This window comes from Pseudarthrobacter sp. HLT1-7 (genome assembly GCF_059383435.1).
This window is the reverse complement of record NZ_JBWZCH010000006.1, coordinates 188324-215127: the sequence shown is the minus strand read 5'-3', so window position 1 is coordinate 215127 and position 26804 is coordinate 188324. Positions and strand designations below refer to the sequence as shown.

At 64.2% G+C, this 26804-nt stretch carries 22 protein-coding genes and 3 pseudogenes; 12 read left to right on the top strand and 13 right to left on the bottom strand.

Annotated features, from left to right (window positions below):
* Positions 1-58 precede the first annotated feature (58 nt).
* Positions 59-2536 carry an alpha/beta fold hydrolase gene (locus AC50X6_RS08430; RefSeq protein ID WP_494965770.1) on the top strand — a complete coding sequence of 826 codons (2478 nt, stop codon included), beginning with the start codon at positions 59-61 and terminating at the stop codon, positions 2534-2536.
* Here the strand turns inward: AC50X6_RS08430 and pulA are convergent.
* A complete protein-coding gene (pulA, locus tag AC50X6_RS08425) occupies positions 2533-5610 on the bottom strand; it encodes a pullulanase-type alpha-1,6-glucosidase (RefSeq protein WP_494965769.1) in 3078 nt (1025 codons plus the stop codon). The genes AC50X6_RS08430 and pulA overlap by 4 nt on opposite strands.
* A 195-nt stretch (positions 5611-5805) precedes the next feature.
* On the opposite strand from pulA, the gene AC50X6_RS08420 reads away from it, so the two are divergent.
* Together AC50X6_RS08420 and AC50X6_RS08415 are read left to right on the top strand one after the other, a co-directional pair.
* Complete coding sequence (locus AC50X6_RS08420) at positions 5806-6879, top strand: LacI family DNA-binding transcriptional regulator (RefSeq protein ID WP_494965768.1); 1074 nt, start codon at positions 5806-5808, stop codon at positions 6877-6879.
* Positions 6880-7070: 191 nt separating this feature from the next.
* Complete coding sequence (locus AC50X6_RS08415) at positions 7071-8093, top strand: DUF808 domain-containing protein (RefSeq protein ID WP_494965767.1); 1023 nt, start codon at positions 7071-7073, stop codon at positions 8091-8093.
* A gap of 33 nt (positions 8094-8126) precedes the next feature.
* Here the strand turns inward: AC50X6_RS08415 and AC50X6_RS08410 are convergent, their stop codons facing one another.
* Positions 8127-8435: a DUF4352 domain-containing protein gene (locus AC50X6_RS08410; protein WP_494965766.1), complete on the bottom strand. Its 309-nt coding sequence runs from the start codon at positions 8433-8435 to the stop codon at positions 8127-8129.
* 360 nt (positions 8436-8795) lie between these two features.
* On the opposite strand from AC50X6_RS08410, the pseudogene AC50X6_RS08405 reads away from it, so the two are divergent.
* Positions 8796-8918, top strand: a pseudogene (locus AC50X6_RS08405) (type I restriction enzyme endonuclease domain-containing protein); the annotation flags it as partial.
* A gap of 55 nt (positions 8919-8973) precedes the next feature.
* Here the strand turns inward: AC50X6_RS08405 and AC50X6_RS08400 are convergent.
* A complete protein-coding gene (locus AC50X6_RS08400) occupies positions 8974-9105 on the bottom strand; it encodes a hypothetical protein (protein WP_494965765.1) in 132 nt (43 codons plus the stop codon).
* A gap of 120 nt (positions 9106-9225) precedes the next feature.
* On the opposite strand from AC50X6_RS08400, the gene AC50X6_RS08395 reads away from it, so the two are divergent.
* From AC50X6_RS08395 to AC50X6_RS08365, 7 genes and pseudogenes are all read left to right on the top strand, one after another.
* Positions 9226-9342, top strand: coding sequence for a restriction endonuclease subunit S (locus tag AC50X6_RS08395; protein WP_494965764.1), 117 nt, complete (start codon positions 9226-9228; stop codon positions 9340-9342).
* Between the two features lie 391 nt (positions 9343-9733).
* Positions 9734-10030, top strand: a pseudogene (locus AC50X6_RS08390) (DUF1016 N-terminal domain-containing protein); the annotation flags it as partial.
* A gap of 202 nt (positions 10031-10232) precedes the next feature.
* The gene (locus tag AC50X6_RS08385; protein ID WP_494965763.1) at positions 10233-10490 is read left to right on the top strand and encodes a type II toxin-antitoxin system Phd/YefM family antitoxin; all 258 of its coding nucleotides are present in this window, start codon (positions 10233-10235) and stop codon (positions 10488-10490) included.
* A 2-nt stretch (positions 10491-10492) separates the two neighbouring features.
* Positions 10493-10753: a type II toxin-antitoxin system RelE family toxin gene (locus AC50X6_RS08380; protein WP_494965762.1), complete on the top strand. Its 261-nt coding sequence runs from the start codon at positions 10493-10495 to the stop codon at positions 10751-10753.
* Positions 10754-10840: 87 nt separating this feature from the next.
* A pseudogene (locus AC50X6_RS08375) lies at positions 10841-12514 on the top strand (DUF3387 domain-containing protein); the annotation flags it as partial.
* Positions 12515-12567: 53 nt separating this feature from the next.
* Positions 12568-13065 (top strand): hypothetical protein, encoded by a 498-nt coding sequence (locus AC50X6_RS08370; protein WP_494965761.1) that lies wholly within the window; start codon positions 12568-12570, stop codon positions 13063-13065.
* Positions 13062-13679: a DUF4230 domain-containing protein gene (locus tag AC50X6_RS08365; RefSeq protein WP_494965760.1), complete on the top strand. Its 618-nt coding sequence runs from the start codon at positions 13062-13064 to the stop codon at positions 13677-13679. The genes AC50X6_RS08370 and AC50X6_RS08365 overlap by 4 nt, the downstream gene beginning before the upstream one ends.
* 559 nt (positions 13680-14238) lie before the next feature.
* Here the strand turns inward: AC50X6_RS08365 and AC50X6_RS08360 are convergent.
* The 9 genes from AC50X6_RS08360 to AC50X6_RS08320 all read right to left on the bottom strand — a co-directional run bounded on the left by AC50X6_RS08360 (position 14239) and on the right by AC50X6_RS08320 (position 24188).
* The gene (locus tag AC50X6_RS08360; RefSeq protein WP_494965759.1) at positions 14239-14781 is read right to left on the bottom strand and encodes a hypothetical protein; all 543 of its coding nucleotides are present in this window, start codon (positions 14779-14781) and stop codon (positions 14239-14241) included.
* Between the two features lie 33 nt (positions 14782-14814).
* Positions 14815-15726 carry a hypothetical protein gene (locus AC50X6_RS08355; RefSeq protein ID WP_494965758.1) on the bottom strand — a complete coding sequence of 304 codons (912 nt, stop codon included), beginning with the start codon at positions 15724-15726 and terminating at the stop codon, positions 14815-14817.
* Between the two features lie 459 nt (positions 15727-16185).
* On the bottom strand, positions 16186-17160 hold the full coding sequence (gene nrdF / locus AC50X6_RS08350) for a class 1b ribonucleoside-diphosphate reductase subunit beta (RefSeq protein ID WP_494965757.1): 975 nt from the start codon (positions 17158-17160) through the stop codon (positions 16186-16188).
* Positions 17161-17249: 89 nt separating this feature from the next.
* Positions 17250-19370 (bottom strand): class 1b ribonucleoside-diphosphate reductase subunit alpha, encoded by a 2121-nt coding sequence (nrdE, locus tag AC50X6_RS08345; protein ID WP_494965795.1) that lies wholly within the window; start codon positions 19368-19370, stop codon positions 17250-17252.
* Between the two features lie 92 nt (positions 19371-19462).
* Positions 19463-19957 carry a class Ib ribonucleoside-diphosphate reductase assembly flavoprotein NrdI gene (gene nrdI / locus AC50X6_RS08340; protein ID WP_494965756.1) on the bottom strand — a complete coding sequence of 165 codons (495 nt, stop codon included), beginning with the start codon at positions 19955-19957 and terminating at the stop codon, positions 19463-19465.
* Positions 19958-19996: 39 nt separating this feature from the next.
* Complete coding sequence (gene nrdH / locus AC50X6_RS08335; protein ID WP_326966203.1) at positions 19997-20242, bottom strand: glutaredoxin-like protein NrdH; 246 nt, start codon at positions 20240-20242, stop codon at positions 19997-19999.
* A 474-nt stretch (positions 20243-20716) separates the two neighbouring features.
* Positions 20717-22078: a class I SAM-dependent methyltransferase gene (locus tag AC50X6_RS08330; protein ID WP_494965755.1), complete on the bottom strand. Its 1362-nt coding sequence runs from the start codon at positions 22076-22078 to the stop codon at positions 20717-20719.
* Positions 22075-22806: a DUF1365 domain-containing protein gene (locus AC50X6_RS08325; protein WP_494965754.1), complete on the bottom strand. Its 732-nt coding sequence runs from the start codon at positions 22804-22806 to the stop codon at positions 22075-22077. The genes AC50X6_RS08330 and AC50X6_RS08325 overlap by 4 nt, the downstream gene beginning before the upstream one ends.
* Positions 22803-24188, bottom strand: coding sequence for an NAD(P)/FAD-dependent oxidoreductase (locus AC50X6_RS08320; protein WP_494965753.1), 1386 nt, complete (start codon positions 24186-24188; stop codon positions 22803-22805). The genes AC50X6_RS08325 and AC50X6_RS08320 overlap by 4 nt, the downstream gene beginning before the upstream one ends.
* Before the next feature lie 224 nt (positions 24189-24412).
* Here AC50X6_RS08320 and AC50X6_RS08315 point away from each other — a divergent pair, with 224 nt between their 5' ends.
* Positions 24413-25378, top strand: coding sequence for a LysR family transcriptional regulator (locus tag AC50X6_RS08315; RefSeq protein WP_494965752.1), 966 nt, complete (start codon positions 24413-24415; stop codon positions 25376-25378).
* A gap of 28 nt (positions 25379-25406) precedes the next feature.
* Here AC50X6_RS08315 and AC50X6_RS08310 read toward each other — a convergent pair whose 3' ends face one another.
* A complete protein-coding gene (locus AC50X6_RS08310; RefSeq protein ID WP_494965751.1) occupies positions 25407-26804 on the bottom strand; it encodes an aldehyde dehydrogenase family protein in 1398 nt (465 codons plus the stop codon).

The following is a 26804-nucleotide window of genomic DNA, read 5'->3' as shown; positions in this document are numbered from 1 at the left end:
AGCCCGGGTTCTCGACACAGTGTTGACTCTGTCAACTTTATGTCGATAGCTTGGCTTCATGAGCGAACACGTGGATGTGTTGATTGTTGGAGCCGGGCTGAGCGGCATAGGTTTCGCCAGCCGGCTGAAACGCGAGGTACCCGGAAAGACTTTTACAATCCTGGAGTCCCGCGGTGCGGTCGGAGGCACCTGGGATCTTTTCCGGTACCCGGGCGTCCGCTCGGACAGCGACATGTTCACGCTCGGCTACTCCTTCCGGCCCTGGGCCGGAGCCAAGGCCATCGCCGACGGCGACTCAATCCGGGACTACATCGAGGCGACGGTCGCGGACGAGGGCCTGGCACCGCGGATCCGGCTGAACCACCGGGTGGTATCGGCCGAATGGTCCAGCGACACCGCGCTGTGGACGGTCACGGCCGCCCGCACGGCCGGCGGCGAATACCGGCAGGACGATCCGGCGTCGACCGCCAAACCAGTCACATTTACCTGCTCATTCCTGTCCGTCTGCTCGGGCTACTACCGCTATGACGAAGGCTTTACCCCGGCCATCGCGGGTGCCGACACTTTCTCCGGTTCGATCGTCCACCCGCAGCACTGGCCTGCCGGCCTCGACTACGACGGCAAACAGGTGGTGATCATCGGAAGCGGGGCCACCGCGGTGACACTCGTGCCGTCGATGGCAAAGTCGGCTGCCAAAGTCACCATGCTGCAGCGCTCCCCCAGCTACATCGCGCCCGTCCCGTCCCGCGACCACCTGGCGGACCGCCTCCGGGGCAAGGTGCCCGCCCAACTGGCGTACGGCGTCGTGCGGGCCAAGAACATTCTCTTTTCGATGTTCACCTACCAGCTCAGCCGACGCCGGCCGGAGACGATGAAGGCGATCCTCCGTAAGTCGGCCGTCGCCAAGCTGCCGGCGGGCTTTGCGGTGGACACGCACCTGGCCCCGTCGTATCAGCCGTGGGACCAGAGGGTCTGTGCGATCCCCAATGGCGACCTTTACCGCGCCATCAGCGCGGGCACTGCGGAGATCGTGACCGACAGGATCTCGCGGATCACCCCGGAGGGGATCGACCTGGTCTCGGGCGGGTCGATTCCGGCCGACGTGATTGTCACAGCGACGGGACTGAACCTGCTGGTGATCGGCGGCATGACGCTGACCGTGGACGGCGGGCCGGTGGACGTCGGCAAGACCCTGACGTACAAGGGCATGATGCTCGACGGCGTCCCCAACTTTGCGCTCACCATCGGCTACACCAATGCGTCCTGGACCCTCAAAGCGGACCTGGTGGCCGGCTACATCTGCCGGCTGCTGAAGCACCTCGACCGCCGGGACCTGCAATGGGTGGCACCCAAAGCTCCCGCCGGCGTGACGGACGCTGGGCTGACGTCCCTGATCGATCTGAAGGCCGGCTACATCCTCCGCGACGCCGAGCACCTGCCCAGGCAGGGCGCCGGCTCGCCGTGGCGGCTGCACCAGAACTATGTGCGCGACTTCGCCCTGCTCAGAGCCGGCAGGCTGACGGACCACGTCCGCTTCGGTCGCCGCGGGCAGCAGGTGGCCGCGCCGGAGCCCGAAACTTCGGCGGCGGCCCAGGACCCGCTTTCCCTCCCCGGGACAGGGCACGTCGACGCCGGCGGCACGCGGTTGCGCTACCGGAAAACCGGCAGTGGAGATCCCGTGCTGCTCCTGCACGGCATTGGCCAGAGCCTGGAGGACTGGAACGATCAGCACGAACGTCTCTCGGCACGCCACACCGTCTACAGCGTTGACCTGCCCGGCTTCGCGTACTCCGAGCGCCTCTCCGGGCCGGCGACGTTGGCGAAGCTGGCGGCCGTCCTGCCCGACTTCCTCGACGCCGTTGGGGTGCACCGGCCGCTGCCCGTGATGGGCAACTCGCTCGGCGGCGCCGTCGCCATGAGGTTCGCTGCCGACAATCCCAGCCGCGTCTCAGCCCTCGTTTTGGCCAACAGCGCCGGGTTCGGCCAGGAGGTTGCACTGGTCCTGCGCCTGCTCACGGTCAGGCCGCTGGCGGCATTGCTCATGCGTCCGGATGTGAAGGCTTCCCGCCGCACTGTCGAGTCGATCTTCTACGACAAGGATCTGGTGACCGAAGCCCGTGTTGGTCATGCTTTCGCTTTGTCGCAACGGGCGGCCCACCGTCAAACAGTCGAAGAAATCGCCCGCGATCTCGGCACGATCTCCGGTATCAGGGCCGGCTGGCGGACCGCTCTGGTGGAGGCCTTGGCGCCTTTGGACATTCCGACGCTGGTGGTCTGGGGCGACCACGACCACGTCCTTCCCTTCAGCCACTTGGAGGCGGCCGCCGTGGCGTTTCCACGCGCCGAGTCGCACGTCTTCCCGAAGACGGGACACATGCCGCAGATCGAACGGCCCGACGAGTTCGCCGCAGTGGTTGAGGAGTTCCTCGCCCGGGTCCTGGCGGGGCGGCTGGGTCCGGCCGCCGCGGCAGCCGAGTCCGCCGTCGTCGACAAGAGCGCACCCCGGGTGCCTGGCCGCCAAGCAGCGCACCGCTAGCGGACCTGGAACACCGCCACCGTGCGGGCGGGGACGGTGAAGGTCCCAGTCGCCGAATCGTGGGTGGCCTTCTTGACCACCGGATCGATGCCCCCGGACTGTACCGGGTGCAGGGCATAAGCGGCCCCTGTTGTCCCGGCAACAGTCTGGCTGACAGGCTCATCGGCGGCGTTGAACACCACCACCAGCCCGCGCAGGTCCTTGTCCACGTCCGGGCCCACGGTATCGTCGATGCGCATTACCACTACGCCCGGCGCCTGTTCGGGGCCGCCGGCAGGGAAGGACACCTTCTGCTGCACCAGGCTGGCTTCCCCCAAGTGGAATAACGGCGTGCTCTTGCGGATCTGCAGCAGCTCAGCGGCCCGGCCGCGCGCTTCGGCAATCTCAGCGGAGGCAGGCTTCTGCGCGGGGTCCGCAAGCAGCGGGCGCATGTAGTTGTACTTGTCCTCGTTGTCAGCCTTGGGCGGCAACCCGCGGCCGAAGCCGTTGGTGGCGTCCGTGTGGTCCAGGATGTTGAACCAGTCGCCCGAGTCGTAACTGTTGCGGTCCAGTGACTTGCTGCGCAGCGATTCGCCTCCCGCGTGCCAGAAGGAGATGCCCTGGCTGAAGGCCGTGGTGCTGAGGGAAAGGGTCTGCATCCGGGTCCGGTCAGCCATCACCGTGTCCTGCGGCAGTTTCAGGGCGAGGGAATCAAAGAGCGTCTCATTGTCGTGGGCCTCGACGTAGCTGACGGCTTCCTGCGGATCGCTGGTGTAGCCGGCGGGGGCGCCGTTGTACGGCACGTCCGCCCCGGTGACGGTGGCTCCGGTGCGGTCAACGAAGGAGTAGTCCTTCAGGTTGCCGGTCAGGCCTACCTTGACCAGGTCCTGGGCAAGGAGGAGGGCTGTTTTTTGCTGTTCCGGGGTGCCGTTGGCCGGCGAACTGTTGGGGTCCGTGAACAGGCCTGACCCGAAGCCCTGGACCCGCGGATCAGGATCAAAAGGACCACCGCCACGGACAGCATCGCGCAGGCGGTCGTTGAATGTGCCGATGCCGGTTCCGGCCATGTTGGCCTGGGTGGCCTGGACAAAACGGGCGTTGTCCGCCACTTCACCGAAGTTCCAGCCTTCGCCGTACAGGGTGATGTTCTTGCCGTCGACGCCGTCCTTGGCCGGCGTCAGCTCGTCGAGGGCCGCCCGGACGTCCAACAAGTTCTGTTTGGAGTGATGGCCCATAAGGTCAAACCGGAAGCCGTCCAGCTTGTAGGTCTTGGCAAGTGTCACCAGGGAATCGATCATGAGCTTGCCCATCATCGCGTTCTCAGTGGCCGTATTGGCGCAGCAGGTCGATGTCTCAAGGGATCCGGTGGCCGCGTTCAGGCGGTGGTAGTACCCGGGAACAATCCGGTCAAGGTTGTTGCTCCCGGACTGACCTGCACTCGACGTGTGGTTGTATACGACATCCTGGATGACGCGCGCTCCGGCGGTGTTCAGCGCGGCCACCATCTCGCGGAATTCGGTGATCCTGGCTGTCCCGTCCGGGTTGGTGGCGTACGAGCCCTCAGGCGCCGTGTAGTGCAGCGGATCGTAGCCCCAGTTGAACCCGTCCTTAGCCGCGGTCTTTCCCACGCAGGACTGCTGTTCCTCCGAATCTGCGGGTAGGGCGGCGAGGTCACAGGCCGGTTCGAGCCGGTCGCTGCGCCTTTCCTCGATGGTGCCGATGTCATTGACTGGCAGCAGGTGGACTGCGTTCATCCCGGCCTCAGTCAACTCCCGGAGTCGCCGCATGCCGTTGCTGTCGGAATCGGTAAAGGCCTTGTAGGTGCCGCGGTGCGCCTCCGGAACGGACTCGTCCGTGATGGAGAAGTCACGGACCTGCAGCTCGTAGAGGGAGAGGTCCTCCGGCTTGCTGAGCGCCGGCTTCTGCAGCTTCTTCCAGCCGGCGGGGGCCATGGATTTGTCCTCCACGTCAACGAAAAGGCTGCGCTCGGAGTTGGCGGAGAGGCCCACACTGTAGGGATCGGTGACCAGGTTCCGCTCAACCTTGCCGGTTTCCGGCACAAAGACCTCCACCTCGTACAGGTAGTACGCGCCCTTCCAGTCTTTGTCTCCGGTCATGGACCAGACGCCGTCCTTGCCAGGTTCCATAGTCCGGCTGGATACAGGATCGCCGGCTGAACCGGAAGCGTAAGTGTGGACGGTGACGCTGCGCGCTGTAGGCGCCCACACGGAAAGCTCTGGCCGGTTACCCTTCCACCTCAGTCCGAGTTCCTGCTCCGCTGCGCCCCGGTAAAGCGTGTCCAGGACCCCGGGGACCTGGACTCCGGTGGCGGCTGTGACCTTGCCGTCCGCCCCGACAGCGGCGACGATCAACTGACCCTTGAGCAATTCTCCGGCGCGCAGGCTGTCACCTTCCGCCAGCCGAAAGGCGGCGAAGTCCCCCAGATGGGGATACTTGGCTGCCAGACCGGCGTCCAGCGCCTCGCCGGCCTTTTCCAGCGCTGTGTAGCTTCCGCCGGTGACCCGTCCGTCGGCCACGGCCATGCCGCCATCGGGGGCACTGTAAAGCCGGTAGGTGGTGCCTTCGGCCGCAGGCGCCTGCCAGGCGATGGTGTCCGCCGACAGCCAGTGTGATCCTGCCTCAGCCGCGGGCGCATCAGGGACGTCGTCACTGAGAGTGTGGCTGGCGTGGTCGTAGGTGAAAGTTACGGGCCCGCCGGGGGCATTGAGCACGACGTCGCCACCCCCGGCTGCTCCGCCTGCACCGTAGTTTTCATCCCACGAATTGTTGAGGGCGACCTTCATGCCGTAGGTGCCCGCGGGGATATCGAACGTGGCGCGGTAGAGCGATGCGGAGCCCTCCACGGGTTGCAGCTTGCTGGCTGCGCAGTCCGGCTGCCAGTCTTTTGCGCAGCCGATTTCGGATTGCAGCGAGCCGACGAGCACCACGGCCTGGGGCGCGGCGGTGTGGTCTGCAAACGCGGGGAGGGCCAGCCCTCCCAATGCCAAGGGAGTGGCGCAGGCTGCCACCAGGGCGGCCACGAGTTTTCTGTTGAGGGCAGCTGGGGGCCCGAGAAGTGTGGAGCGGTGAGTCATGGAAGACCTTCCTTGAATACGCCCCGGCCGGCAGCGGTGAGGGGCGGGGGTATCCAAGAGCCTAGGTCCCCTTTCTCGCGCACGTCAATGATTTGCTGAAAATTTCACGCTTTTTTTTCATGTTTTGATCATCTGTTATTCCGTACACTGGGAAGCACCATAGCTTCCGGACAGCTGTTCCGGCGAAGGAGCAACATGAGCATGACCCGGGGCGGGGCGGAACCTGCCGCAGCCGAACGTCCAAAACTGGAAGACCTTGCACGGAAGGTCGGCGTCAGCATCGCCACTGTGTCCCGGGTGGTCAACGGCCGAAAGGGGGTTTCACGGGAGGTGCGCCAGGCAGTCCTCGCTGCAATGGACGACCTGGGCTACGAGCGCCCGGACCGCGCCCGCAGCGCCACCAGGGGGCAAGTGGGGATCATCGTCCCGGACCTGACCAATCCGATCTTTCCGGCCATCGCCCAGGCTGTGGTCTCCCTTCTCTCCCAGGAGGACTTCATGCCCGTGATCTGTGCCTTGCCGGGCGGAGGACGCACAGAGGACGAGTACATCGAGATGCTCGTGGCGCAGGGGGCATCCGGCATCATTTTCATCTGCAGCGCCCACGCCGATGGCCAGGCCAGCCTGGAGCGTTACCACCGTTTGCGCGGGCGGGGCATCCCCTACGTCTTGGTTAACGGCCCCCGCCCGGAACTTGGGGCAGCCTCGGTGTCCAATGACGACGCCGGCGCGATCCGCACCGCGGTCCAGCATCTCGCCAGCCTAGGGCACCGGAACGTGGGGCTGGCAATCGGCCCGCACCGCTTCATTCCCAGCCGGCAGAAGCTGGCCGGATTCCGCATCGCACTCGCCGAGTTCCTGGATATTGACAACCCTGAACCCCATACGGCAACCAGCATGTTCACGGTGGAAGGCGGCCAGAGCGCGGCCAATGAACTCCTCGACTCCGGCCACACGGCGATTGTGTGTGGTTCGGACGTGATGGCGCTGGGAGCCATCCGCGCAGCGCGGGCCAGGGGGCTGCGTGTGCCCGAGGACGTGTCAATCGTCGGCTTCGATGACTCCACGCTGATGGCCCTCACCAATCCGCCGCTGACAACACTCCGCCAGCCTGCCGCCGCCATTGCGCACGCTGCCGTCCATGCCCTCGCTGCCGACATGGCCGGCGAACACTCCAGCCGCTCGCCGGTAGTTCTCTCGTCAGACCTTGTACTGCGCGGGTCTACCGGTCCTGCGACAACACCTTCAGGCCCGCCGCGCAGCCGGTGATCCCCGGCAATGAAGAGTACCTATTAGAACGCTGAAGGAAGACCTTAGGAGGATCGGTCCTTCTCGGGGATAGTCGAGGCCACGGGCGTCACCCGCTTCGGCTGACTGTATAATTTGAGCATGCCGATCACGCGCCTCAATCGAGGCCTCCATGCCCTGCAGTCCCCGCTCAAGCAGTGCGGGAGCGGTCTGTGAGCGGCGGTCTCGTCGCCCTGCTGGATGACGTCGCAGCTCTGGTCCGCATAGCCGCCGCCTCGGTGGACGACGTCGCTGCCGGAGCAGCGAAGGCGGGAGCCAAGGCCGCCGGTGTGGTGATCGACGACGCCGCCGTTACCCCGCAGTACGTGTCGGGGGCGGACCCGTCCCGCGAACTGCCGATGATCAAGCGGATCTTCTGGGGCTCGCTCCGGAACAAGCTGCTGATCATCCTGCCGGCACTGCTGCTCGTCAGCGCCTTCGTCCCGGGTGCCATCCCGTTCATCCTTATGCTCGGCGGCACCTACCTCTGCTACGAGGGCGCCGAAAAAGTCTGGCACAAGTTCCGCGGCCAGCACGCGGACGAAGAGGCGCCGGCGGTCGAACGGGGTCCGGAGGCGGAGGCTAAGGTCACCAAGGGCGCCATCACCACCGACTTCATCCTGTCCTGCGAGATTATGGTTATCTCGTTGAACGAGGTGACCGATGAGTCTTTGTTGGTCCGGGCGATCATCCTGGCCGTCGTCGCGGTCCTGATCACGGTGCTCGTTTACGGTGCCGTCGCACTCATTGTCAAGATGGACGACTTCGGCCTGCACTTGGCCTCTAAGGACTCCGCGGGCTCCCAGCGCTTTGGCGAGCTGCTCGTCAAGGGGATGCCCTCAGTGCTCGCCGCAATAACCCTCGTCGGGACGATCGCCATGCTTTGGGTCGGTGGCCACATCATGCTGCAGGGGGCGTACGATCTCGGCTGGCACGTGCCGTATGACCTTGTCCATGTCCTCGAAGCCCCTTTCACAGGGATCCCCGTGGCGGGCGGCTTCCTGGCCTGGCTCGTGAACACCCTGTGCTCGGCCGTCCTCGGACTCGCTTGGGGCCTCGTCGTCATGGCTATCGTGGGCCCGCTGCTGAAAGTGCTGCCGTTCGGCAAAAGGAAGGGCGGTCACGAAGGGGACGACGTCCGCGCCGAAGTCGCCGGCTCCCATCCGGCGAAACACACCTCCGATCCCGCTTCCTAGCTCAACCTTCAGAGGACCAAAACCAGAACTCGGCTACGCCGGGATCTGGATCCGTGCGGCTTCCTGCATCAGCGGCGTGGAGATCATTACTATTGACGCACCGGGGACGATGTCGAAGGCAATGAATCCCCGCGCCTTGTCACCCGGCAGAATGTTGCCCGAGGCCAGCTGCTTGTCCGCGAAGAGGCTCAGATCGGCTTTGCGCCCATTCGCGTCTTTCAGAACAGCCGAGACAATCGTGATCTCCGCGACGTCGCCGTTGCCCATCTTGACGCTGAACGGAGCGCCGACGGCGGGTCCGGCAGCTACCGTCGGAGCGGGCGCTGCAGGTGCCGAAGACACACGCTGAGAATCTGTTGGAGAAGGCCGGCGTGTAGTTGTGCAACGCGCTGCACAACTAGCCAAGAAGAGGGATGCCAATTGTGCAAGCGCCGCTTGCACAATTTGGACAGGCCCTTTCTCAATCTTGCGAGCGGCACTTGCAAAATTGGCCCGTCGCGAAGCCGTTCCATCATTTGCAGGGGGCAGTTGCAGCAGTTGGCGGCCGCCCACGGCCTGGGCGTCCGACATTGGCCACCGGTCATGTGGCAAAACCTAGGTCGAATTGAATCGTGCAGCAGTCCGCTGCACAAGTTTTATTGAGGCGCGTGCCGATGTTGCAGACGGCGTCTGCAACATCGCCTTGACCGTTATGCCCCGCGGGTCCTGGCTGACACCGCCCGCGAACTCGTCTCCGTGATGCGGCGCGATGTGCGCACAGACTTGACCGTCCGCGATGACGTCCGGGCCAAGCTGCGTTCCTCGATCAAACGGCTCCTGGTCCGGTTTGGGTAATTGTTAGTTCAGAATGGCGGTTTTTTCACAGCTCGATTTGGCGGTTTTAGCTGATTCCAATGACGAGGGTTGAGTGTGCGGCCTCAATGTCGTCATCGGTGATGGTGCTGAGCTCGTTGGTTTTCATGACCCGTTCGACTTGGGTGACGAGCCGGTCGATGAGGCAGAAGTGTCCCACTGTAGGATCCGCTGTTGCACACCTCCTGCCCAACATGAAAAGAGAAGTTAAGATCCCGACGCCCCCGCAGCAACTGATTTCGCAGCTCGATACCGGCCCATAATCGCTGTTATCCACGGTGTGGAGGAAGAGAACGCCCATCTCGCAGCCACGCGCGACGCGCTCCTCCCCAGGCTCATGTCGGGCAAGCTCCACGTCAGAGATGCCGAATCCGTTCTGGCCAGGGTCGGCGTGTGACGGCAAGTAGCGCCGAGGCATCTGTGCAACGCGTTGCAACATTGCCGTCGAAGAATGGCAAAGTGTGGCAAGCGCCGCTTTCCACCTTCGTTGGCCAGCCGTGTTCTGCCTCAGCGTCGTACCCCTTCGGTAGCGTCGAGGTATCCAGACCGAAGACCGCGGAGGGGACCTGTCACGTCCACGCCAAGTAAACCGATCCCAACAGAATCCAACAAGATGGGCATCAGACCCGGAACACGCAAGCACGCCGGGGTGCGTCCTTCCCCGAAACGCCAGCGAAGAGCGCCATGCCGGAGTGGTATCAGCAGTTACTCGGCAGCGTCTCCCAGCGGGTTGAGCTGGGTCGAGCCCGCGCCGTAGCGGCCGCCAATCAAGAACACGTGCCACATATTGGGCTATCGGCCGCGACATCCTCAATCGCCAAGGAGCGGAAGCCTGGGGTGCGAAGGTGACCAGCCGCCTTGCCGCAGACCTTCGGGAACGGTTTCCTCAATCCAAAGGGCTCTCGCCCCGAAATCTCATGTTCATGCGTGCGCTGGCAGCCACATGGAATGAGCAGGCAATTGTGAAAGCGCCGCTTTCACAATTGCCCTGCTACCACCACATAGCCCTCATCCAGAAACTCAGCGATCCCGACAACCGCGTTTGGTGCGCTGCTGCCTTACGATCCCGAACTTCTGGACGTTGATGCCGTGGACCGCGCCATCGCCGCTTCCAAGACAGTCCCATAGCGCACGCGCCGGGATCGGCTTCGCCGAGTGCCGCGGATGTCCCGGCGGCGGCACGATACGACCACTCGGAGACTACGAGCCCGAGCAACTTGTTATGTGTATGATTCTTGCATTTTGCTAATTATGTACAAAACGAGAGGAAAAGAGTAATCTACAGACATGGAACCGAACCCGAACTCTGTCACCATCGGGGCCTTGCGCGAACACTTGCCCGACGTCGTCAACAGGGCGAATTACGGGCACGAACGCGTTCAGATCACCCGTCATGGCAAGCCGGTGGCTGTCCTGATCGGAGTGGAAGACTATGCGCGCCTTGAGGAACTCGAAGATGCTGTGGACTTGGCCGAATACCGCGCAGCCAAAGCCGAGGATGACGGCGGCCGTGAGGGTCTAGCCGAACTGCAGGCCGAACTCTAGGCGTGGGCTATTCGGTCGATTTCACCACTGGAGCCGCCAAGGAGATCCGCAAGCTGGACTCGGGAGCGCGAAGGAGGATCCTGAGCTCAATCGCGGAACTCGAAACTGACCCGCGCCCCAAAGGATGCAAGAAGCTCGCCGGCGAACAACACGCCTGGCGGATCCGGATCGGAGATTTCCGCGTGCTCTACGAGATCGAGGACAACATTCTGACCGTCACCGTCGTGCGCGTCGCCCACCGGCGCGAGGTCTACAGGAAATGATCCACATCCGAGCCCTACGGCGCCTCTCAGCGGAGGCCTGAGGCGTTGCTGTGGGGCCGGAGTCGAATCAGCGGCGCAGGGGTGCTCGCCGACGAGGCCACCCTGGGCCTGGACGACACCGAGCGGGCGCGCGTCGAGGCGAGTGTCGCCGTCGTGAACGCTGTCTACGGAGCGCCGCAGCGGATCGCTGCGCTGGCCGCCGACCTGGTGGCGCACTGGGAGAACCGCAGGGCACGGATGGGCAAGTTCATCGAGGCGCCGGGCAAGGCGATGGTCGTGGGCGGGACGCGGGAAATCTGCGCGAAGCTGTACACGGCGATCGTGGAGCTGCGGCCCGACTGGCATTCCGATGACCTCGCCAAAGGCAAGATCAAGGTGGTCTACTCCGGCACCGCGTCCGACGTCCCGCCGGTCTCCGACCATGTGCGCCGCGACTCGTTGAACGCCGTGGTGAAGGAGCGGCTCAAGGACGTGGACGACGAGCTGGAACTGGTGATCGTCAAGGACATGATGCTCACCGGCTACGACTCCCCGCCCCTGCACACCCTGTACCTGGACCGGCCGCTCAAGGGCGCGCTGCTGATGCAAACGCTTGCACGTGTGAACCGGACCTTCCGCGGCAAGAAGGACGGGCTGCTGGTGGCGTATGCGCCGCTGGCGGAGAACCTGGCCAAAGCACTGGGCGAATACACCAAGGGCGACAGGGCGAACAAGCCGGTGGGTAAGAACATCGACGAAGCCGTAGTGGCTGCACTCGGTCTGGTGGAATCCCTGCGCGGCCTCCTCGCTGGCTACGACTGGCGGGACGTTCTGATGAAGGGCGGCCCGAAGGCGTTTGTGTCCGCTGCGACGGGTTCCGCGAACTACCTGCGCAGCCCGGAGACGCCGGGGAACCAGCCGGCCACTGGCGAGGAGACGCTGGCCTCGAAGTACCGGCGGTTTTCCAGCCAGCTTTCCCGTGCCTGGGCGCTGTGTTCGGGGTCCGAGACACTGGCGGAGCTGCGGCCGGAGATCCAGGTCTACGAAGAGACCCGGGTGTACATGGCCAAGTTCGACGCCGCCGACCGGCAGGCCAGCGGCGAACCGGTGCCGGAGGAGATCCAGCGGCTGCTGGGCGCATTGATCGCTTCCGCGACGTCCTCCGGCGAGGTGCTGGATATCTACGAGGCCGCCGGCATGCCCAAGCCTTCCCTGGATGACCTGACGCCGGAGTTCATTGCCAAAACCCAGCAGGCACGGAACCCGCAGCTGGCCATCGAGGCCTTGCGGAAGCTCATCGCCGACGAGTCCGCCGCAACGACGCGGAACAACGTGATCCGCCAGCGTGCCTTCTCCGAGCGGATCACCGAACTGATGAAGAAGTACACCAACCAGCAGCTGACATCCGCCGAGGTAATCGCGGAGCTGGTGGAGCTGGCGCGTGAAGTCGCCGCCGAAGGCAACCGCGGAGCTCGGTTCACTCCCCCGCTGAACTCGGATGAACTGGCGTTCTACGATGCCGTCGCTTTGAACGAATCCGCGGTGGAAGTCCAGGGGGAAGGCATCCTGGCTGATATCGCCCGCGAACTGGTGTCCGTAATGCGCCGCGACGTGCGCACCGACTGGACCGTCCGCGACGACGTCCGCGCCAAGCTGCGCTCCTCGATCAAGCGGCTCCTGGTCCGCTTCGGCTACCCGCCGGACAAGCAGCCCGAAGCCATCAAACTGGTCATGGAGCAGATGGAGTCCATGGCGCCGAGGTTTGCCGAGGCGCGGCACTAACGAAGAGATTTCCGCCATCAGGCGGTTGCAACAACAATATGAAAAACGGGGAAATGACTACGTACCAAGCATCCACCGACGCGGCTACTGAACTACCGCCTGCGCCGGACCACGCACCGCAGCTCCAGTCAAAACAGCGAAAACTAGCCAGAATCGGAGCGGCCAACCTCGCCCGCGTCATTCTCGGTGCAATCGTGACCCTCCTACTCGTCACGACGTGGGCCGCCAACAACCCCGCATTTCACAGCGGCAGCAGCCCTTCGGACTGGAAGTCGGAACTGGCTGCAGCTGCCGTCAAAAATGAACTCACCGCCGGAGATACGAAGGGCGCGCCGCAGCAGAGCGTCGCCAACGGCTGGTACGCAAACGACATCGCCGCGATTGAAGCGTCCCAAAACTCCTACATCGCAGCCAGCTCGGCCCGGAATGGCAATCTACTTGCGCTTATCGGCATCGGGATTGCCGGCGAGCTGGTCATCCGCGGCTTCGATGGGTCAGGCGTGTTTGGAAAGAAACCCAAACCATCTCAACGCCCGGAGGGGATTTTATGATCAAGCGAATCGCAATCGCGGTGGCTGGGGCGGTGGTCCTGGCGCTGGTCGGACTCGGTGTAGCAAACGTTCTTGGGTTCAGCCCGTTCCGGGTAAGCCAGGCCGACCGGGACCGTCCCGCGATGCTGAAGTCCATCCAGAAACTCAGCCAGTACCACGCCGCGGTCGGCCACTTTGAGGTAGTGATCGACGACAAGAGCGACGAAACGTGGGTGCCACCCATCATCGCCGGACGACGGACGTTGTTTGTCGCTGCGGGCACCGTCAACGCCTATGTGGATCTGGCAGGCCTCGCTGACAAGGACATTGCGCTTTCTTCGGACGGCAAATCGGCGACAGTGCGGCTGCCCGAGCCGAGGCTCGACAAGCCAAACCTCGACCTTGACCAGTCCTATATGCACAGTCAGGATCGAGGCGCGTTGGATCGAATCGCCGATGCGATCGAAGCGCCCGACCAAGCGCCAATCTACAAACTCGCTGAGTCGAAGTTTGCCGCCGCCGCGGAAGCTTCGGAGCTGCGGAAGCAGGCTGCCGAAAATACCAGGACCATGCTGACCGGCATGTTAGGCGGGCTCGGAATCCAGGTCACCTTCTCCGACGACGCGTCTGGCTAGACTTGGTGATTGAGTCGGTACGATCCACAAGCTCAGAACGATGTTAGATTTCCGCCCTCGATCCAGCCAACATCCGTGGTGTTAGCCGGACGAAACGACCCCGCATGCGTCTGCGTGCGGGATCGTTTCAGGTTTCGAAGGGCCCACAGGGAGGCCCGCTTCCGGTGTCAGGTTGGACCGGGGACAGTCGGCAGCAAGATCCGTCGGGTGTCCGCGTAGGCCGGTCTCCTCGTGATCATGACTGAAAGCCCGCAACTGGTGAACCGAGCACGTGATTGGATCGCAAAGGCCGTTCATTCCAACTGAACCAACAGCGCTCCAGACACCGCAAGGTCAGGCGCCTTGGAAGGGCCCGCCTGACATTCACCACAGGCCAGGCCATAAGGACGGGGCTGGCAACTTGTCACTGCAACATTCGGGGTGCTGTTCCGGGGCGGCCGAACACGATCAGCGGCCTGGCCACCGTCCTCGGCCGCCCCACCCAGCTGGTGGAGATCAGTCGCCGCCGTGCTCGACTGGGAGCGTCATGTTACCCAAGGGCCGCCTGGACCGGGCCCAGTTAGTTGCTGCGCCGCTCGATGGTAGGCAGTGGTCTAACACTCGTTCTGTCGAGAACGCTTGCATCATCTACCTGCACCATTTCGATGAGCTTATTCATCAACCAGACCATCCGCAGCGCCGCATGCGCCAGGAGGAGCAGCGCAGCCTGCATCACCCACGGCGCGGCGTATCCCATCTGAAGAACCGGCATGAGAGTGGCGGCGATGGCCATACCTGCCGCGCCAAAGCCCGTGGCCACCACTGACGACCAGTTGGAACGAAGTGACCTGCCGGCTGAAGCGCGAAATACTCGTTGAGAATGACTGTTTCCGGAGAGTCCGAAAACGACGACCACACCTGCGAACCCGGCCACGAGGCTCGCGGCCCCGGCCACCCCGATGTAGACCGCCAGCGATTCTCCGAGCGGCAGCCCCCGTAGCTGCGACCAGTGGTCCGGCAGTAGCCCCAGGAGGACACAGATCCAATTGATGACCGGGATGAGAAGGCATACGAGGGTAACCAGACGAGGTCGGTCCTGAACGGCGTTCACTGCACTCTTCATGAGTCGCACCCTAGCTGGCACCCCCGACTATCTCTAAAGTTCGTTGTTCTGATACCGCCGGATCGCATTTTGCAACGCAAGAAGCACGGAATCCCTCGTGGGCTCATCCCCGATGAGGTCCACTCTCTCCTTCGTGGTGATCTTATTGTAGATAAAATCGACGGGTCGGCGATCTACTCCACCGTCGTCGCGGGCGAACATCAACGTGGCGCTGGCCCTGTTGCCCTTGCCTGCCAGATTGAATTTGTTCGCCTCTAGGAAGTCCTCGAGCTCATCTTTCAGGCGTTCGGCCGAGTGATCTTCGGGCGTCGCGTGTCCAAAGCTCAAGGTGAGATCGATACTCAGACCGCTAGCTACGCGCCCAGCTTGCTGGACCGCTGTGACGATGTCTCCCCTGGTTTCTATGTCCTGAAATGCGTCCGCGTCCCCTTTGACATGGACTTTGGACACTCCAAAGCAGCGCTGCAGCTCCTGAAAGCCGTTGTGGGAGACAACGGCACGGAGGGCCACCCGGTTGCCTCCTTCCTGGGGCCCAACCACTCCATTTAGCCAATCCTCGATCGCGGACCAAGACGCAGCGCCTGACGTGCGCATGAAAGCGGCAACGTTGGTGCTTCCGACGCCAGCAGCGTATGTAGGTTCGTACACGCCCTTCACCGTTGGCCCGTCCATGATCGTTCCGAACAGACCGGGGCCTTGCTTGGTGTGAGGCCGGTCCATCGCGGAGCGTTCCTTAGCTATATAGACGTAGTCAAGGGAGGTTCGAAAATCGCGGCCAGTTTCACCCTCCAACGACAGCCCCATGTAGGGAACAGTGCGCTCCTGTTCACTCATGTCTGCCGCAGCTTCAACAAAGTGTCGCCAGAAACCAAGCTCCATGGGGCTCACCTTGTCGCTGGGATCCTTCCAGCAGGCCTCCATGAAGTGCACGGTCTTATTCGCCAAAATTCTCCCCTATGTGAAAACGAACGGAAAAAAATGCGGTCAAGGCTGCTGGGCAGCGGTTCGGTCATGCAAAACACTAAGAGGGCCCGCTACTTCCTGCCTCCGGGGAACTGGGCACCGCAACCGATTAAAGTGCCCATCGCCGCTGACGAGGAGGTAAGCGTCGGCTCGTCCTTAGGTTGTGGACGATTCTAAAGACCCTCGTCCCGAGCACGAGCCTGAGTAAGTCGTTCACCGTTGATGATTCAATCGCGCCACGTAAGCATCGAATATCTAGACGCGGACAGGTTCCGGCCTGAAGTCGCCCGCAATCTCTAACCTCACAACTAGTCCCGACTCGCAAGACGGCTGACCTTGCGCGCAGGATCAGCCGCAGGGACGGCCAAGAGACCAAAGTTGCCACTCGGCGGAGCACGTTGGGCCTAGGTCAAGGTGTCCAGAACTGATTCAACTTGCGACCTAAAAATTCCAGTCGTCATCCTCAGTATTGACAGCCTTGCCAATCACGTAGGAGGACCCCGACCCCGAGAAGAAGTCGTGGTTCTCGTCCGCATTCGGCGACAGCGCGGACAGGATGGCCGGGTTCACGTCGGTGACGGACGCCGGGAACATGGCCTCGTAGCCCAGGTTCATCAGCGCCTTATTGGCGTTGTAGTGCAGGAACTTCTTGACGTCCTCGGCCAGGCCGACGGAATCGTAGAGGTCGTGCGTGTACTGGACTTCGTTCTCGTACAGCTCGAAGAGCAGTTCGAAGGTGTAGTCCTTGATCTCCTGCTTGCGCTCCTCGGACAGGCCCTCCAGGCCCTTCTGGAACTTGTAGCCGATGTAGTAGCCGTGGACGGCCTCGTCACGGATGATCAGGCGGATCAGGTCGGCCGTGTTCGTCAGCTTGGCCCGTGAGGACCAATACATCGGCAGGTAGAAGCCCGAGTAGAACAGGAAGCTCTCCAGCAGCGTGGAGGCCACCTTGCGCTTGAGGGGATCGTCGCCCTGGTAGTAGTCCATGACAATCTGGGCCTTCTTCTGCAGGTTCACGTTCTCGGTGGACCAGCGGAATGCCTCGTCGATCTCCTTGGTGGAGGCCAGCGTGGAGAAGATGGAAGAGTAGCTCTTGGCGTGCACGGACTCCATGAACGCGATGTTCGTGTAGACAGCCTCTTCATGCGGCGTGATCGCGTCCGGAATCAGCGAGACGGCACCGACGGTGCCCTGGATGGTGTCCAGCAGGGTCAGCCCGGTGAACACGCGCATGGTGAGCTGCTGCTCGTCCGGGGTCAGCGTCGCCCACGACTGCACGTCGTTGGACAGCGGGATCTTCTCCGGCAGCCAGAAGTTGTTGACCAGGCGGTTCCAGACGTCCACGTCCTTGTCATCCTGGATACGGTTCCAGTTGATGGCTTCAACGTGGCTAAGCAGCTTGACCTTTGCGGTCATGTCATCCCCTAAGAGTTGGGTTCTTCGTGAAGTGAAGCGTACGACGGCGGGCGGCTGCCGCCGTCGTACTGTCGCGATTTAGTTGAAGATTAAAGTGCGCAGCTGACGCAGCCCTCAACCTCAGTTCCCTCCAGCGCGAGCTGGCGGAGACGGATGTAGTAGATGGTCTTGATGCCCTTTTTCCAGGCGTAGATCTGGGCCTTGTTGATGTCGCGGGTGGTGGCGGTGTCCTTGAAGAACAGCGTCAGGGAGAGGCCCTGGTCCACGTGCTGGGTGGCGGCGGCGTAGGTGTCGATGACCTTCTCGTAGCCGATCTCGTACGCGTCCTGGTAGTACTCCAGGTTGTCGTTGGTCAGGTACGGCGCCGGGTAGTACACGCGGCCCAGCTTGCCTTCCTTGCGGATCTCGATCTTGGACGCCACCGGGTGGATCGAGGAGGTGGAGTTGTTGATGTAACTGATCGAGCCGGTCGGCGGAACGGCCTGCAGGTTCTGGTTGTAGATGCCGTGCTCCATGACGGAGGCCTTCAGCTCGCGCCAGTCATCCTGGGTGGGGATGTGGATGTTCTTGAACAGCTCCGCGACCTTGGCGGTCTGCGGGACCCATTCCTGGTTGGTGTACTTGTCGAAGAACTCACCCGAGGCGTACTTGGACTTCTCGAAGCCGCCGAAGGTCTGACCGGTCTGGATGGACAGCCGGTTGGAGGCGCGGACAGCGTGGAACACCACCGAGTAGAAGTAGATGTTGGTGAAGTCCAGGCCCTCTTCGGAGCCGTAGTGGACCCGCTCGCGGGCCAGATAGCCGTGCAGGTTCATCTGGCCCAGGCCGATCGCATGGCTCTGGTCGTTGCCGCGGGCGATCGAGGGCACCGAGGTGATGTTGGACATGTCCGAGACGGCCGAGAGGGACCGGATGGCCGTCTCGATGGTCAGGCCGAAGTCCGGCGAGTCCATCGCCTTGGCGATGTTCAGCGAACCCAGGTTGCAGGAGATGTCCTTGCCGGTCTGGTCGTAGGACAGGTCATCGTGGTACGTGGTGGGCTGGGAGACCTGGAGGATCTCGGAGCACAGATTGGACATGATGATCTTGCCGTCGATCGGGTTTTCCCGGTTCACGGTGTCCTCGAACATGATGTACGGGTAGCCGGATTCGAACTGGATCTCGGCGAGGGTCTGGAAGAACTCACGCGCCTTGATCTTGGTCTTCTTGATCCGGGAATCGTCCACCATCTCGTAGTACTTCTCGGTGACCGAGACGTCGGAGAACGGCATCCCGTAGACGCGTTCGACGTCGTACGGGGAGAACAGGTACATGTCCTCGCCGCGCTTGGCCAGCTCAAAGGTGATGTCCGGGATGACGACGCCGAGCGAGAGGGTCTTGATGCGGATCTTTTCGTCCGCGTTCTCGCGCTTGGTGTCCAGGAAGCGGTAGATGTCCGGGTGGTGCGCGTGCAGGTACACAGCTCCCGCACCCTGGCGGGCACCGAGCTGGTTGGCGTAGGAGAAGCTGTCCTCGAGGAGCTTCATCACGGGGATGACGCCGGAGGACTGGTTCTCGATCTGCTTGATCGGCGCGCCCACCTCGCGGATGTTGGTCAGTGCAAAGGCCACACCGCCGCCGCGCTTGGAGAGCTGCAGCGCTGAGTTGATGGACCGGCCGATCGACTCCATGTTGTCTTCGATGCGGAGCAGGAAGCAGGAGACCAGCTCGCCGCGCTGGCGCTTGCCGGCATTCAGGAACGTGGGGGTGGCGGGCTGGAAGCGGCCCTCGATGATCTCGTCCACCATCTGCAGGGCAAGCTGCTCGTCGCCGCGGGCCAGGTGCAGGGCCACCATGCAGACGCGGTCCTCGTAGCGCTCCAGGAAGCGCTTTCCGTCGAACGTCTTCAGCGTGTAGGAGGTGTAGAACTTGAACGCGCCCAGGAAGGTCTCGAAGCGGAACTTCTTCTTGTACGCGCGGTTGTAGAGCTCGCGGATGAAGTTCATCGTGTACTGGTCGAGGGTCTCACGCTCGTAATACTCGTTCTTCACGAGGTAGTCGAGCTTTTCCTCAAGGTCGTGGAAGAACACGGTGTTGTTGTTCACGTGCTGCAGGAAGTACTGGTGCGCAGCCTCGCGGTCGGCCTCGAACTGGATCTCGCCGTTGGGCCCGTAAAGGTTCAGCATGGCGTTCAGCTCGTGGTAACCCAGGCCCTGGAAGGCGGCCGGCATGACCGGCTTCTCACCGGGAACGGTGTGCTTCTCGACGTGCTTCTCAACGGCGGTGTTCCCGACGGCGGTATTCCCGGCGTTGCCGGATCCGGTCACTTCGGTGTCTGCGACAGTCGTGTCCAAAATTCTTCCAATCCTTGTTGTACACGGCCGACGTCTTCCGGCGTCCCCATGAGTTCGAATCGATATAAGTGCGGGACCTGGCATTTCGCGGCGATGATGTCGCCGGCCATGCAGTAGTTGTCCCCAAAGTTGGTGTTGCCCGCCCCGATCACGCCCCGGAGCCGTTGCCGGTTCCCCGGATGGTTCAGAAAGCGGATGACCTGCTTCGGAACGGATCCGTCTCCCCCGGTGCCCCCGTAGGTGGGGAGCACCAGCACGAAGGGTTCGGTGGCCACCAACGCGGACTCCCTCGAATGGAGCGGGATCCTGGCGGCGTCGACGCCCAGCTTCCTGACGAAGCGTGCCGTGTTCTCCGAAGTGGAGGAGAAGTAGATGAGGTGGCTGCCGGTGGTCCGGACAGTGTCCGCCGGCACAGTGTCCGCCGCCGGCGACGCGTGGGCCGCTGCTGTTGCAACTGGTGCCATGGGAGTCACCTCAACTGACGTGGATTCTTACGAAGCGGTTCAGGCTACGGCGGCGGCGGAAGCCAGCGCCAGTTCTGCGATCTTGTCCGGACGGAAACCGGACCAGTGGTCCTGGTCCGTGACCACCACAGGGGCCTGCATGTAACCCAGGGCCTTCAGGCGCTCGAGCGCATCCGCGTCCTGCGAGATGTCGACGCTCTGGTAGGTGATGCCCTTTTTATCCAGTGCGCGGTAGGTCGCGTTGCACTGGACACAGGCCGGCTTGGTGTAAACCGTTACGTTCATGGTTCCTGTCCCCTTTTACTGAAGTCTGTATTTGGTCGTTCGCCGGGCCGGTGCGGGACAGGAATCCTTATCCGTTGCTGGCCCCAGCCGGCGGACTTTGCCGCTGGTCTGGAACTGTAGTCCGATACTACATGCAGCACTACATGTAGTGCGCGAGGTGGGCACGGACCCCTAGATGATGTATTACAAGTATGTCATTTTATGCACCGTCCGTCCACAGGCGGAGGGCCTAAAAATGTCCGGATTTCCGCCGTTTTAGTGGACGAAATCCACAGGCTGTGGAGTACCTGTACACAGTTAACTCCCGTGCGTGTCGTGTGCTGGACGGCGTGTCGCGGCGTCGCGGACGGGTGCCGGGTGGTGGTGCCAAATACTGGATGTTGTGTCCGGGAACACAAGCCCGGGAACACGAAAGAGGCGGGCACCCCGGGGTGCCCGCCTTTCGCAGGGTGACGCAACCAACGGGTTACGGTCCTAGGCTCCCCTACCGGCCTCGCCCGCTGTCCGGCGGTCCAGCACAATCTGCTGCACGTCCAGGTAGCCGGTCTCGAAGCCGGCGCGGGAGTAGCAGAGGTAGAACAGCCACATGCGCTGGAAGATCTCGTCAAAGCCCAGCCCGCGGACCTCTTCGGCGCGGGCCATAAAGCGCTCCTCCCAGAGCCGCAGGGTCTGCGCGTAGTGCTCCCCCATGGCGAGGCGTTCACGGACCCGCAGCCCGGTCTGCGTGGCCGTGATGTCCTCGATGGCGCGGACGGACGGAATGACGCCGCCGGGGAAGATGTACTTGTGCACCCAGGTGTAGCTGGAGCGGGTAGCCAGCAGCCTGTCGTGCGCGATGGTGATGGCCTGGATGGCCACCTTTCCGCCGGGGGCAAGGACACGCTCGATCGTCTGGAAGTAGGTGGCCCAATACTCGAAGCCCACGGCCTCGATCATCTCCACTGAGACGACGGCGTCGTACTCGCCTTCCACCGCGCGGTAGTCCTTGAGCTCGATCGTGACGGCGTCGGCGTGGCCTGCCTCGGCGATGCGGCGGCGGGCCAGTTCCTGCTGCTCGCTGGAGAGCGTGACGGAGTAGACCGTGGCGCCGCGCTGGGCAGCGCGGAGGGCCAGCTCACCCCAGCCGGTGCCGATTTCCAGCACACGGGTTCCCGCGGTGACGCCGGCCTTATCCAGCAGCCGGTCGATCTTGGCATGCTGGGCGGTGCCGAACCCGTCCCATTTGACGCTCTTCAGGGCCTCTCCCGATTCAGGGAAGAGCGCACTGGAGTACGTCATGCTCCCGTCCAGGAAGGTCCCAAAGAGTTCGTTGGAGAGGTCGTAGTGCCGCGAGATGTTGGAGCGGGTGTTCTGCTCAGTGTTGCGTTCCTTGTGCGGCTGGCGCGGCAGGTAAAGCGCACGCAGCCGCTGCAGGGGTTCAGGGACAAGCGTCCCGACGCTGGCGGCGAAGACCTCCATGACGGCCGTGAGGTCGTCGGCGTCCCAGTCGCCGGCCATGTAGGACTCGCCCAGGCCGATCAGGCCGCCGTCGCCGAGCCGGGCCGCGAAGGCGTCCGGCCGGTTAATGGTCATGACCGGGACTCCCGAGCCCGGCCCGGTGTTGCCCAGGACGGTCCCGTCCGGGTACCGGACTTCGATGGGGAGCCGGCGGACGGCTGCCTTGAAGATGGCCTGGGCCACGCGGCCGGCCACAGCGGCCTTCAGCCCGGCGGGCACGGTGGCGATGCTGGGCCAGATGGCGGCGTCGATAACCGCAGGCGGCTGGGGAACGGTGTAGGGCACCGCGCCGGGAACCCGTTGTGCGCCAGCGGATCCGCTCGCATCGGTCATTGTCACTGAACTGCCTCCTGTGAAGGGTGGTGTGGTCGTTTGATGATGGGCAGCCGGCGTGCCCAGAGCCTAATTCCCTGCCAGCGGATCTGGGCGGAGGCGCGCAGCGGTGCCAGCGGCACGGCGAGCGCCGCGGCGAGGATGTTCGGCACGGTGGCGTCCCGGCGGTCCCCATCCATGGTTGCGATGAACGGCTGGTGCCCCTCCCGCTCCAGGACGATCGAGACGGCGACCCGTTCGCCGGGTTCCGGCAGTTTCATCCGGTACTGGCCGTCGACGTCGTTGAACGGCGAGACGTAGTGCGCCTTCGGGACGCTGGCCCGGCCGGCGTCGTCCGGTTCCAGGACGTAGCAGTGCCGTTCACCGTAGGTGTTGTGGACCTCGGCGACGACGCAGCGCAGCTCCCCGGCGGCATTGTGGCACCAGTAGAGACTCACGGGATTGAAAACGTACCCGAACACGCGGGCGCTGGCCAGCATGGTGATCCGGCCGCCGTCGAGCGCTATCCCCCGGGTGGCGAGGAACCGTTCAACGTTGCCCCGCAGTGTGCCGTCCGGGTCGCCCAGGTGGTCCGCCACGGCGAAGCTGGCGAGCGGCCTGAGCAGGCGCGGCAGGGTGGGGAGTCGGTCGACGTCCACATACCAGCTGTAGCTGCGGTAAGTGAAGGCATTCTTCAGCGGCGTGCGCCGCACATGCGCGATGGACGTGCGGTAGATGGCCGCCGGGGCACTCATGCGCCCTCCGCGGCGACGGTCTGCAGGTCCGGGTCGAGGGAGACGCCGGCCGGCACGAACGAGGCCTCGTCCCAGTCGCGTCCCAGCCGTGCGGCGGCCCGGACACCGGAGAGGGCGCCATCCTCATGGAATCCCCAGCCGTGATAGGCGCCGGCGAAAGCCAGCCGGCCATCGCCGAGTTCGAGGATCTGCTGCTGCGCCTTGAGGGATTCCGGGGTGTACTGCGGGTGCTCGTACACCATGCGCTCCAGCACCGTGGCGTCCGCGATCAGCCCGGATTCGCCGAGGCTGACAATGTAGCGGCCGCCGTCCGCGGGATCGAGCCGCTGCAGCCGGGTCATGTCGTAGCTGACCAGGACCTTGTCCGGCCGGGCGTCGCAGGAGGGCAGGCGGTAGTTCCAGGAGGCTTTGGCGTTGTCACTGGCCGGCAGCACGGAGCCGTCGCGGTGGAAGACGGTGTGGTTGACCGAGTACGGCATCCCGGCAAGGGCCGCCCGCTCGGCGGGCGACGCGTCGGTCAGCATACGCAGCGCCTGCTCCGGGTGAGTGGCGATCACGACGGCGTCGAACGTTTCGGTGCTGACGGTGCCGGTGCTGTCCTTCGCTGTCAGCTCGACGCCGTCATCGTGGCGGCGCACGCCGGTGACCGGGGTGCCCAGGCGGATATCCGGCAGTGTGGCAGCGAGCTTGTCCACGTAAACGCGCGAGCCGCCGGTGACGGTGCGCCACTGGGGCGAGCCCGCGACGCCGAGCAGGCCGTGGTGGCCCAGGAAGGTGAAGAGGTAGCGGGCCGGGTAGGACAGCGCGGTGGTGGGGTCGCAGGACCAGACGGCGCTGACGATCGGGGTCATGAAGTGGGAGACGAAGTACCTGCTGAACTTCTCGCGGGCCAGGAACTCGCCCAGGGTGAGCTCGGCCTTCCCGGCGGGGGCCGCCTCCGCGAGCAGGGCGCGGGCCCGGCGGTAGAAGCGCATGATCTCCACGAGCATCAGCAGGTACCGGCCGCGCAGCAGGGTGGAGCGCCGCGGAATGATGCCGCGGCCCTTGGCACGGGCACCGGCGTATTCCAGGCCGCAGCCGTCGCAGCGGACGGACATGCTCATTTCCGAGTCCTGGGTTTCGACGCCCAGCTCCGCGAAAAGCCGCAGCAGCGTGGGGTAGGTCCGCTCGTTGTGGACGATGAAGCCGGTGTCAATGCCAAGGACGGGACCGTCCGCCTGCGGCACGTCATGGGTGTGGGCATGGCCGCCGAGCCGCGGGTCGGCTTCGAAGAGGGTCACGCGGTCCTGCCGGTTGAGGACATAGGCGGCGGTCAGCCCTGCCACGCCACTGCCGATGACGGCTACCCGCCGGCCCGCCGGAATCCCTGCTGCTTGTGACACTGATCTGCTCCTGTTTGCTGATTTTGCTAGTTGGACCGATTTGGCTGTGTGACTCGATTGCCTGCATCGACTGCCTGAATCGTCCCGGTAAATCGTCTTGTGGGCAATTCGTAACCATCGGGGCTCCGGATGTGTATTGCTTCCAAGCATTTCGCCTCCGACCAATGTGCCAGAATGAAGCGGGATTGCGGTCCCGCCTCACCGGAACCTGCGAAGGGCAACCCTTGATCAACCCCATCCATCTGCGGACCTTCGTTGAAGTGACCCGGTTGGGCTCCTTTGCTGCCGCCGCCACCCGGCTTGGCTACACGGCGTCGGCGGTGTCCCAGCAGATGGCCGCGCTGGAACGCGACACCGGCGTGGAACTGTTCCAGCGCTCGGCCCGCAGTATCCACCCCACCGAAGCCGCGCTGGTGATGACCCGGCACGCGGCCAAGGTCCTCACAGACATCGAGGCCCTCATGGCGGCGGCCTCGCGGACGGGAGACACCACCCGCCAGGAGCTCCGGCTGGGCATCTTCCCCAGCCTCGCCACCTATGTGCTGCCCAGGATCCTGGACAACCCGGCGTGGAAGAAGTTGGGGATCGACCTCCGGGTGTCCGTGGCCGAACCCGCCCAGACCATCCAGGGCCTGCGCACCGGCGGCGAACTGGACGTGGCCCTGGTATACCAGGTGGGCCAGTCCGGGCTCGCATGGCCGCACTCGGTGAACCGGCAATGGATCGGCGACGACGACTTCCGCGTGGTGCTGCCCGCGGCGTGGGGCATCGGCACGGATTCCAAGGTGGCCGCGGACCACCTGTCCGATATGCCGTGGATCGTGCACCACCCGGGCACGTCCGACGCCACCGTGATCGAGCGGCTCTTCGCCAGCTGCAACCTGCACCCGCGGGTGGTGGCGTACAGCGACGATTTCCACGCCAGCCTGGAGATGGCGGCGGCCGGGCTGGGAGCGGCCCTGGTACCCGAGCTCGCGCTGCGGCACCGCCCCGCCGGCGTGGTGGTCCTGGATGTCCCGGAAATCCGGCTGGCCCGCAACATCTTCGCACTCCTGATCAACGAAAAACAGACGGCCCGGGTCCAGCTCTTCGTGGAGCTGCTGGGCGACACGCTGCACAAGGACACGCTGCACAAGGACCCGTCGAACAAAGCAACGCTGCAGAAACCCGGGGGTACCCGCACGGGCTGAGCGCGCCCCCGGAGTTTCCCGCCGCCGGCTAGCGCTTCCCGGGCCGCTTTCCCGCCGGGGCCACCAGCGAACTGATGATCCGGTGCTTCGCCCGGGTGTAGGGCGGGAAGATGAGTTCCAGGGTTTCGGGCCAGTGCGGCTTGGACAGGGTGGAGCGTTCATGCGAGAACGTCCGCAGCGAGTGTTCCCCGTGGTAGGCGCCCATGCCGCTGCCGCCCACGCCGCCGAACGGCAGCCCCGGCACCAGGAGGTGCGCGGCCGGGACGTCGAAGCACAGGGCCCCCGAGGAGGTCCGTTCCGAGAAGGCCCGGCGGGTCTCCGGGTCGTTGCTGAAGACATACAGCGCAAGGGGCTTGGCGCCGTCGTTGATCATCCTGATGGCCTCGTCGCGTCCGGCCACCGGGACCAGCGGAAGCAGCGGCCCGAAGATCTCCTCCCCCATCACCGTGTCCCCCGGCGCGGGCCGCAGCAGCGTCGGGGCGAAGTGGCGGCTGGCGGCGTCCCGTTCCCCGCCGTGGGCCACGGTGCTGCCGTCCGCGAGGGCGGCGAGCCTCGCGAAGTGCCGGTCATTGACGATCCGGCCATAGGACTCACTGAGGGCAGAATCCGCCCCGAAGAGTGCACGGATGGCCTTGACCAGCTCGCGTTCCAAGGGAACCAGCACATCCTCGGTGGCCAGGATGTAATCGGGCGCCACGCAGGTCTGGCCCGCATTCAGGAACCGGCCCCACGCGATCCGCTTGGCCGCCCTGGCCAGGTCCGTGGAGGCGTCCACGTACGCAGGGGACTTCCCGCCCAGCTCCAGGGTCACCGGGGTGAGGTTCTCCGCCGCCGCCCGCAGCACCGCCTTGGCCGCGACCTCGCCGCCCGTGAAGAAAATGTGGTCGAAGCGCATCGCGAGGAGGGCGGTGGTCTCGGGGATGCCGCCCTGGACCACCTCGGCCGCTCCGGCCAGGTACTCCGGGATCCAGCGTGCCATGGCCGCCGAGGTGGCCGGGGCGTGTTCGCTGGGCTTGAGCATCACGGTGTTGCCGGCTGCCAGGGCGCCGGCCAGCGGGGCGAGCACCAGCTGCAGGGGGTAGTTCCACGGGCCGATCACCAGGACCACGCCCAGCGGCGTCAGTTCGGTCCAGGCTTTGGCCGGCTGGACGGACAGCGGCACCGGCACGGGACGCGGCCGCAGCCAGGCCTGAAGGTTCTTCGCCAGGTGCGCGGCCTCGGCCGTGACAAAGCCGATCTCCGTTAGCTGCGCTTCGGTGGCGTGCTTGCCCAGATCGCTGCCGAGTGCCGCCGCGAAGTCGTCGCGCCGCTCAATCAGCATCCGGCGCAGATTGGACAGCTGCTCCAGCCGCCAGGCCAGCGGACGGGTGATCCCGCTGTCAAAAACTTCACGGGAACGGGCGACGGCGGGGGCAACTGTTTGCAT

Coding starts and splice junctions, on each gene's coding strand:
- AC50X6_RS08385 (WP_494965763.1), top strand. CDS start 10,233: ATGGAACCGAACCCGAACTCTGTCACCATCGGGGCCTTGCGCGAACAC.
- pulA (WP_494965769.1), bottom strand. CDS start 5,610: ATGACTCACCGCTCCACACTTCTCGGGCCCCCAGCTGCCCTCAACAGA.
- AC50X6_RS08365 (WP_494965760.1), top strand. CDS start 13,062: ATGATCAAGCGAATCGCAATCGCGGTGGCTGGGGCGGTGGTCCTGGCG.
- AC50X6_RS08420 (WP_494965768.1), top strand. CDS start 5,806: ATGAGCATGACCCGGGGCGGGGCGGAACCTGCCGCAGCCGAACGTCCA.
- AC50X6_RS08360 (WP_494965759.1), bottom strand. CDS start 14,781: ATGAAGAGTGCAGTGAACGCCGTTCAGGACCGACCTCGTCTGGTTACC.
- nrdF (WP_494965757.1), bottom strand. CDS start 17,160: ATGACCGCAAAGGTCAAGCTGCTTAGCCACGTTGAAGCCATCAACTGG.
- nrdI (WP_494965756.1), bottom strand. CDS start 19,957: ATGGCACCAGTTGCAACAGCAGCGGCCCACGCGTCGCCGGCGGCGGAC.
- AC50X6_RS08370 (WP_494965761.1), top strand. CDS start 12,568: ATGACTACGTACCAAGCATCCACCGACGCGGCTACTGAACTACCGCCT.
- AC50X6_RS08325 (WP_494965754.1), bottom strand. CDS start 22,806: ATGAGTGCCCCGGCGGCCATCTACCGCACGTCCATCGCGCATGTGCGG.
- AC50X6_RS08310 (WP_494965751.1), bottom strand. CDS start 26,804: ATGCAAACAGTTGCCCCCGCCGTCGCCCGTTCCCGTGAAGTTTTTGAC.
- AC50X6_RS08430 (WP_494965770.1), top strand. CDS start 59: ATGAGCGAACACGTGGATGTGTTGATTGTTGGAGCCGGGCTGAGCGGC.
- nrdE (WP_494965795.1), bottom strand. CDS start 19,370: ATGCCGGCCGCCTTCCAGGGCCTGGGTTACCACGAGCTGAACGCCATG.
- nrdH (WP_326966203.1), bottom strand. CDS start 20,242: ATGAACGTAACGGTTTACACCAAGCCGGCCTGTGTCCAGTGCAACGCG.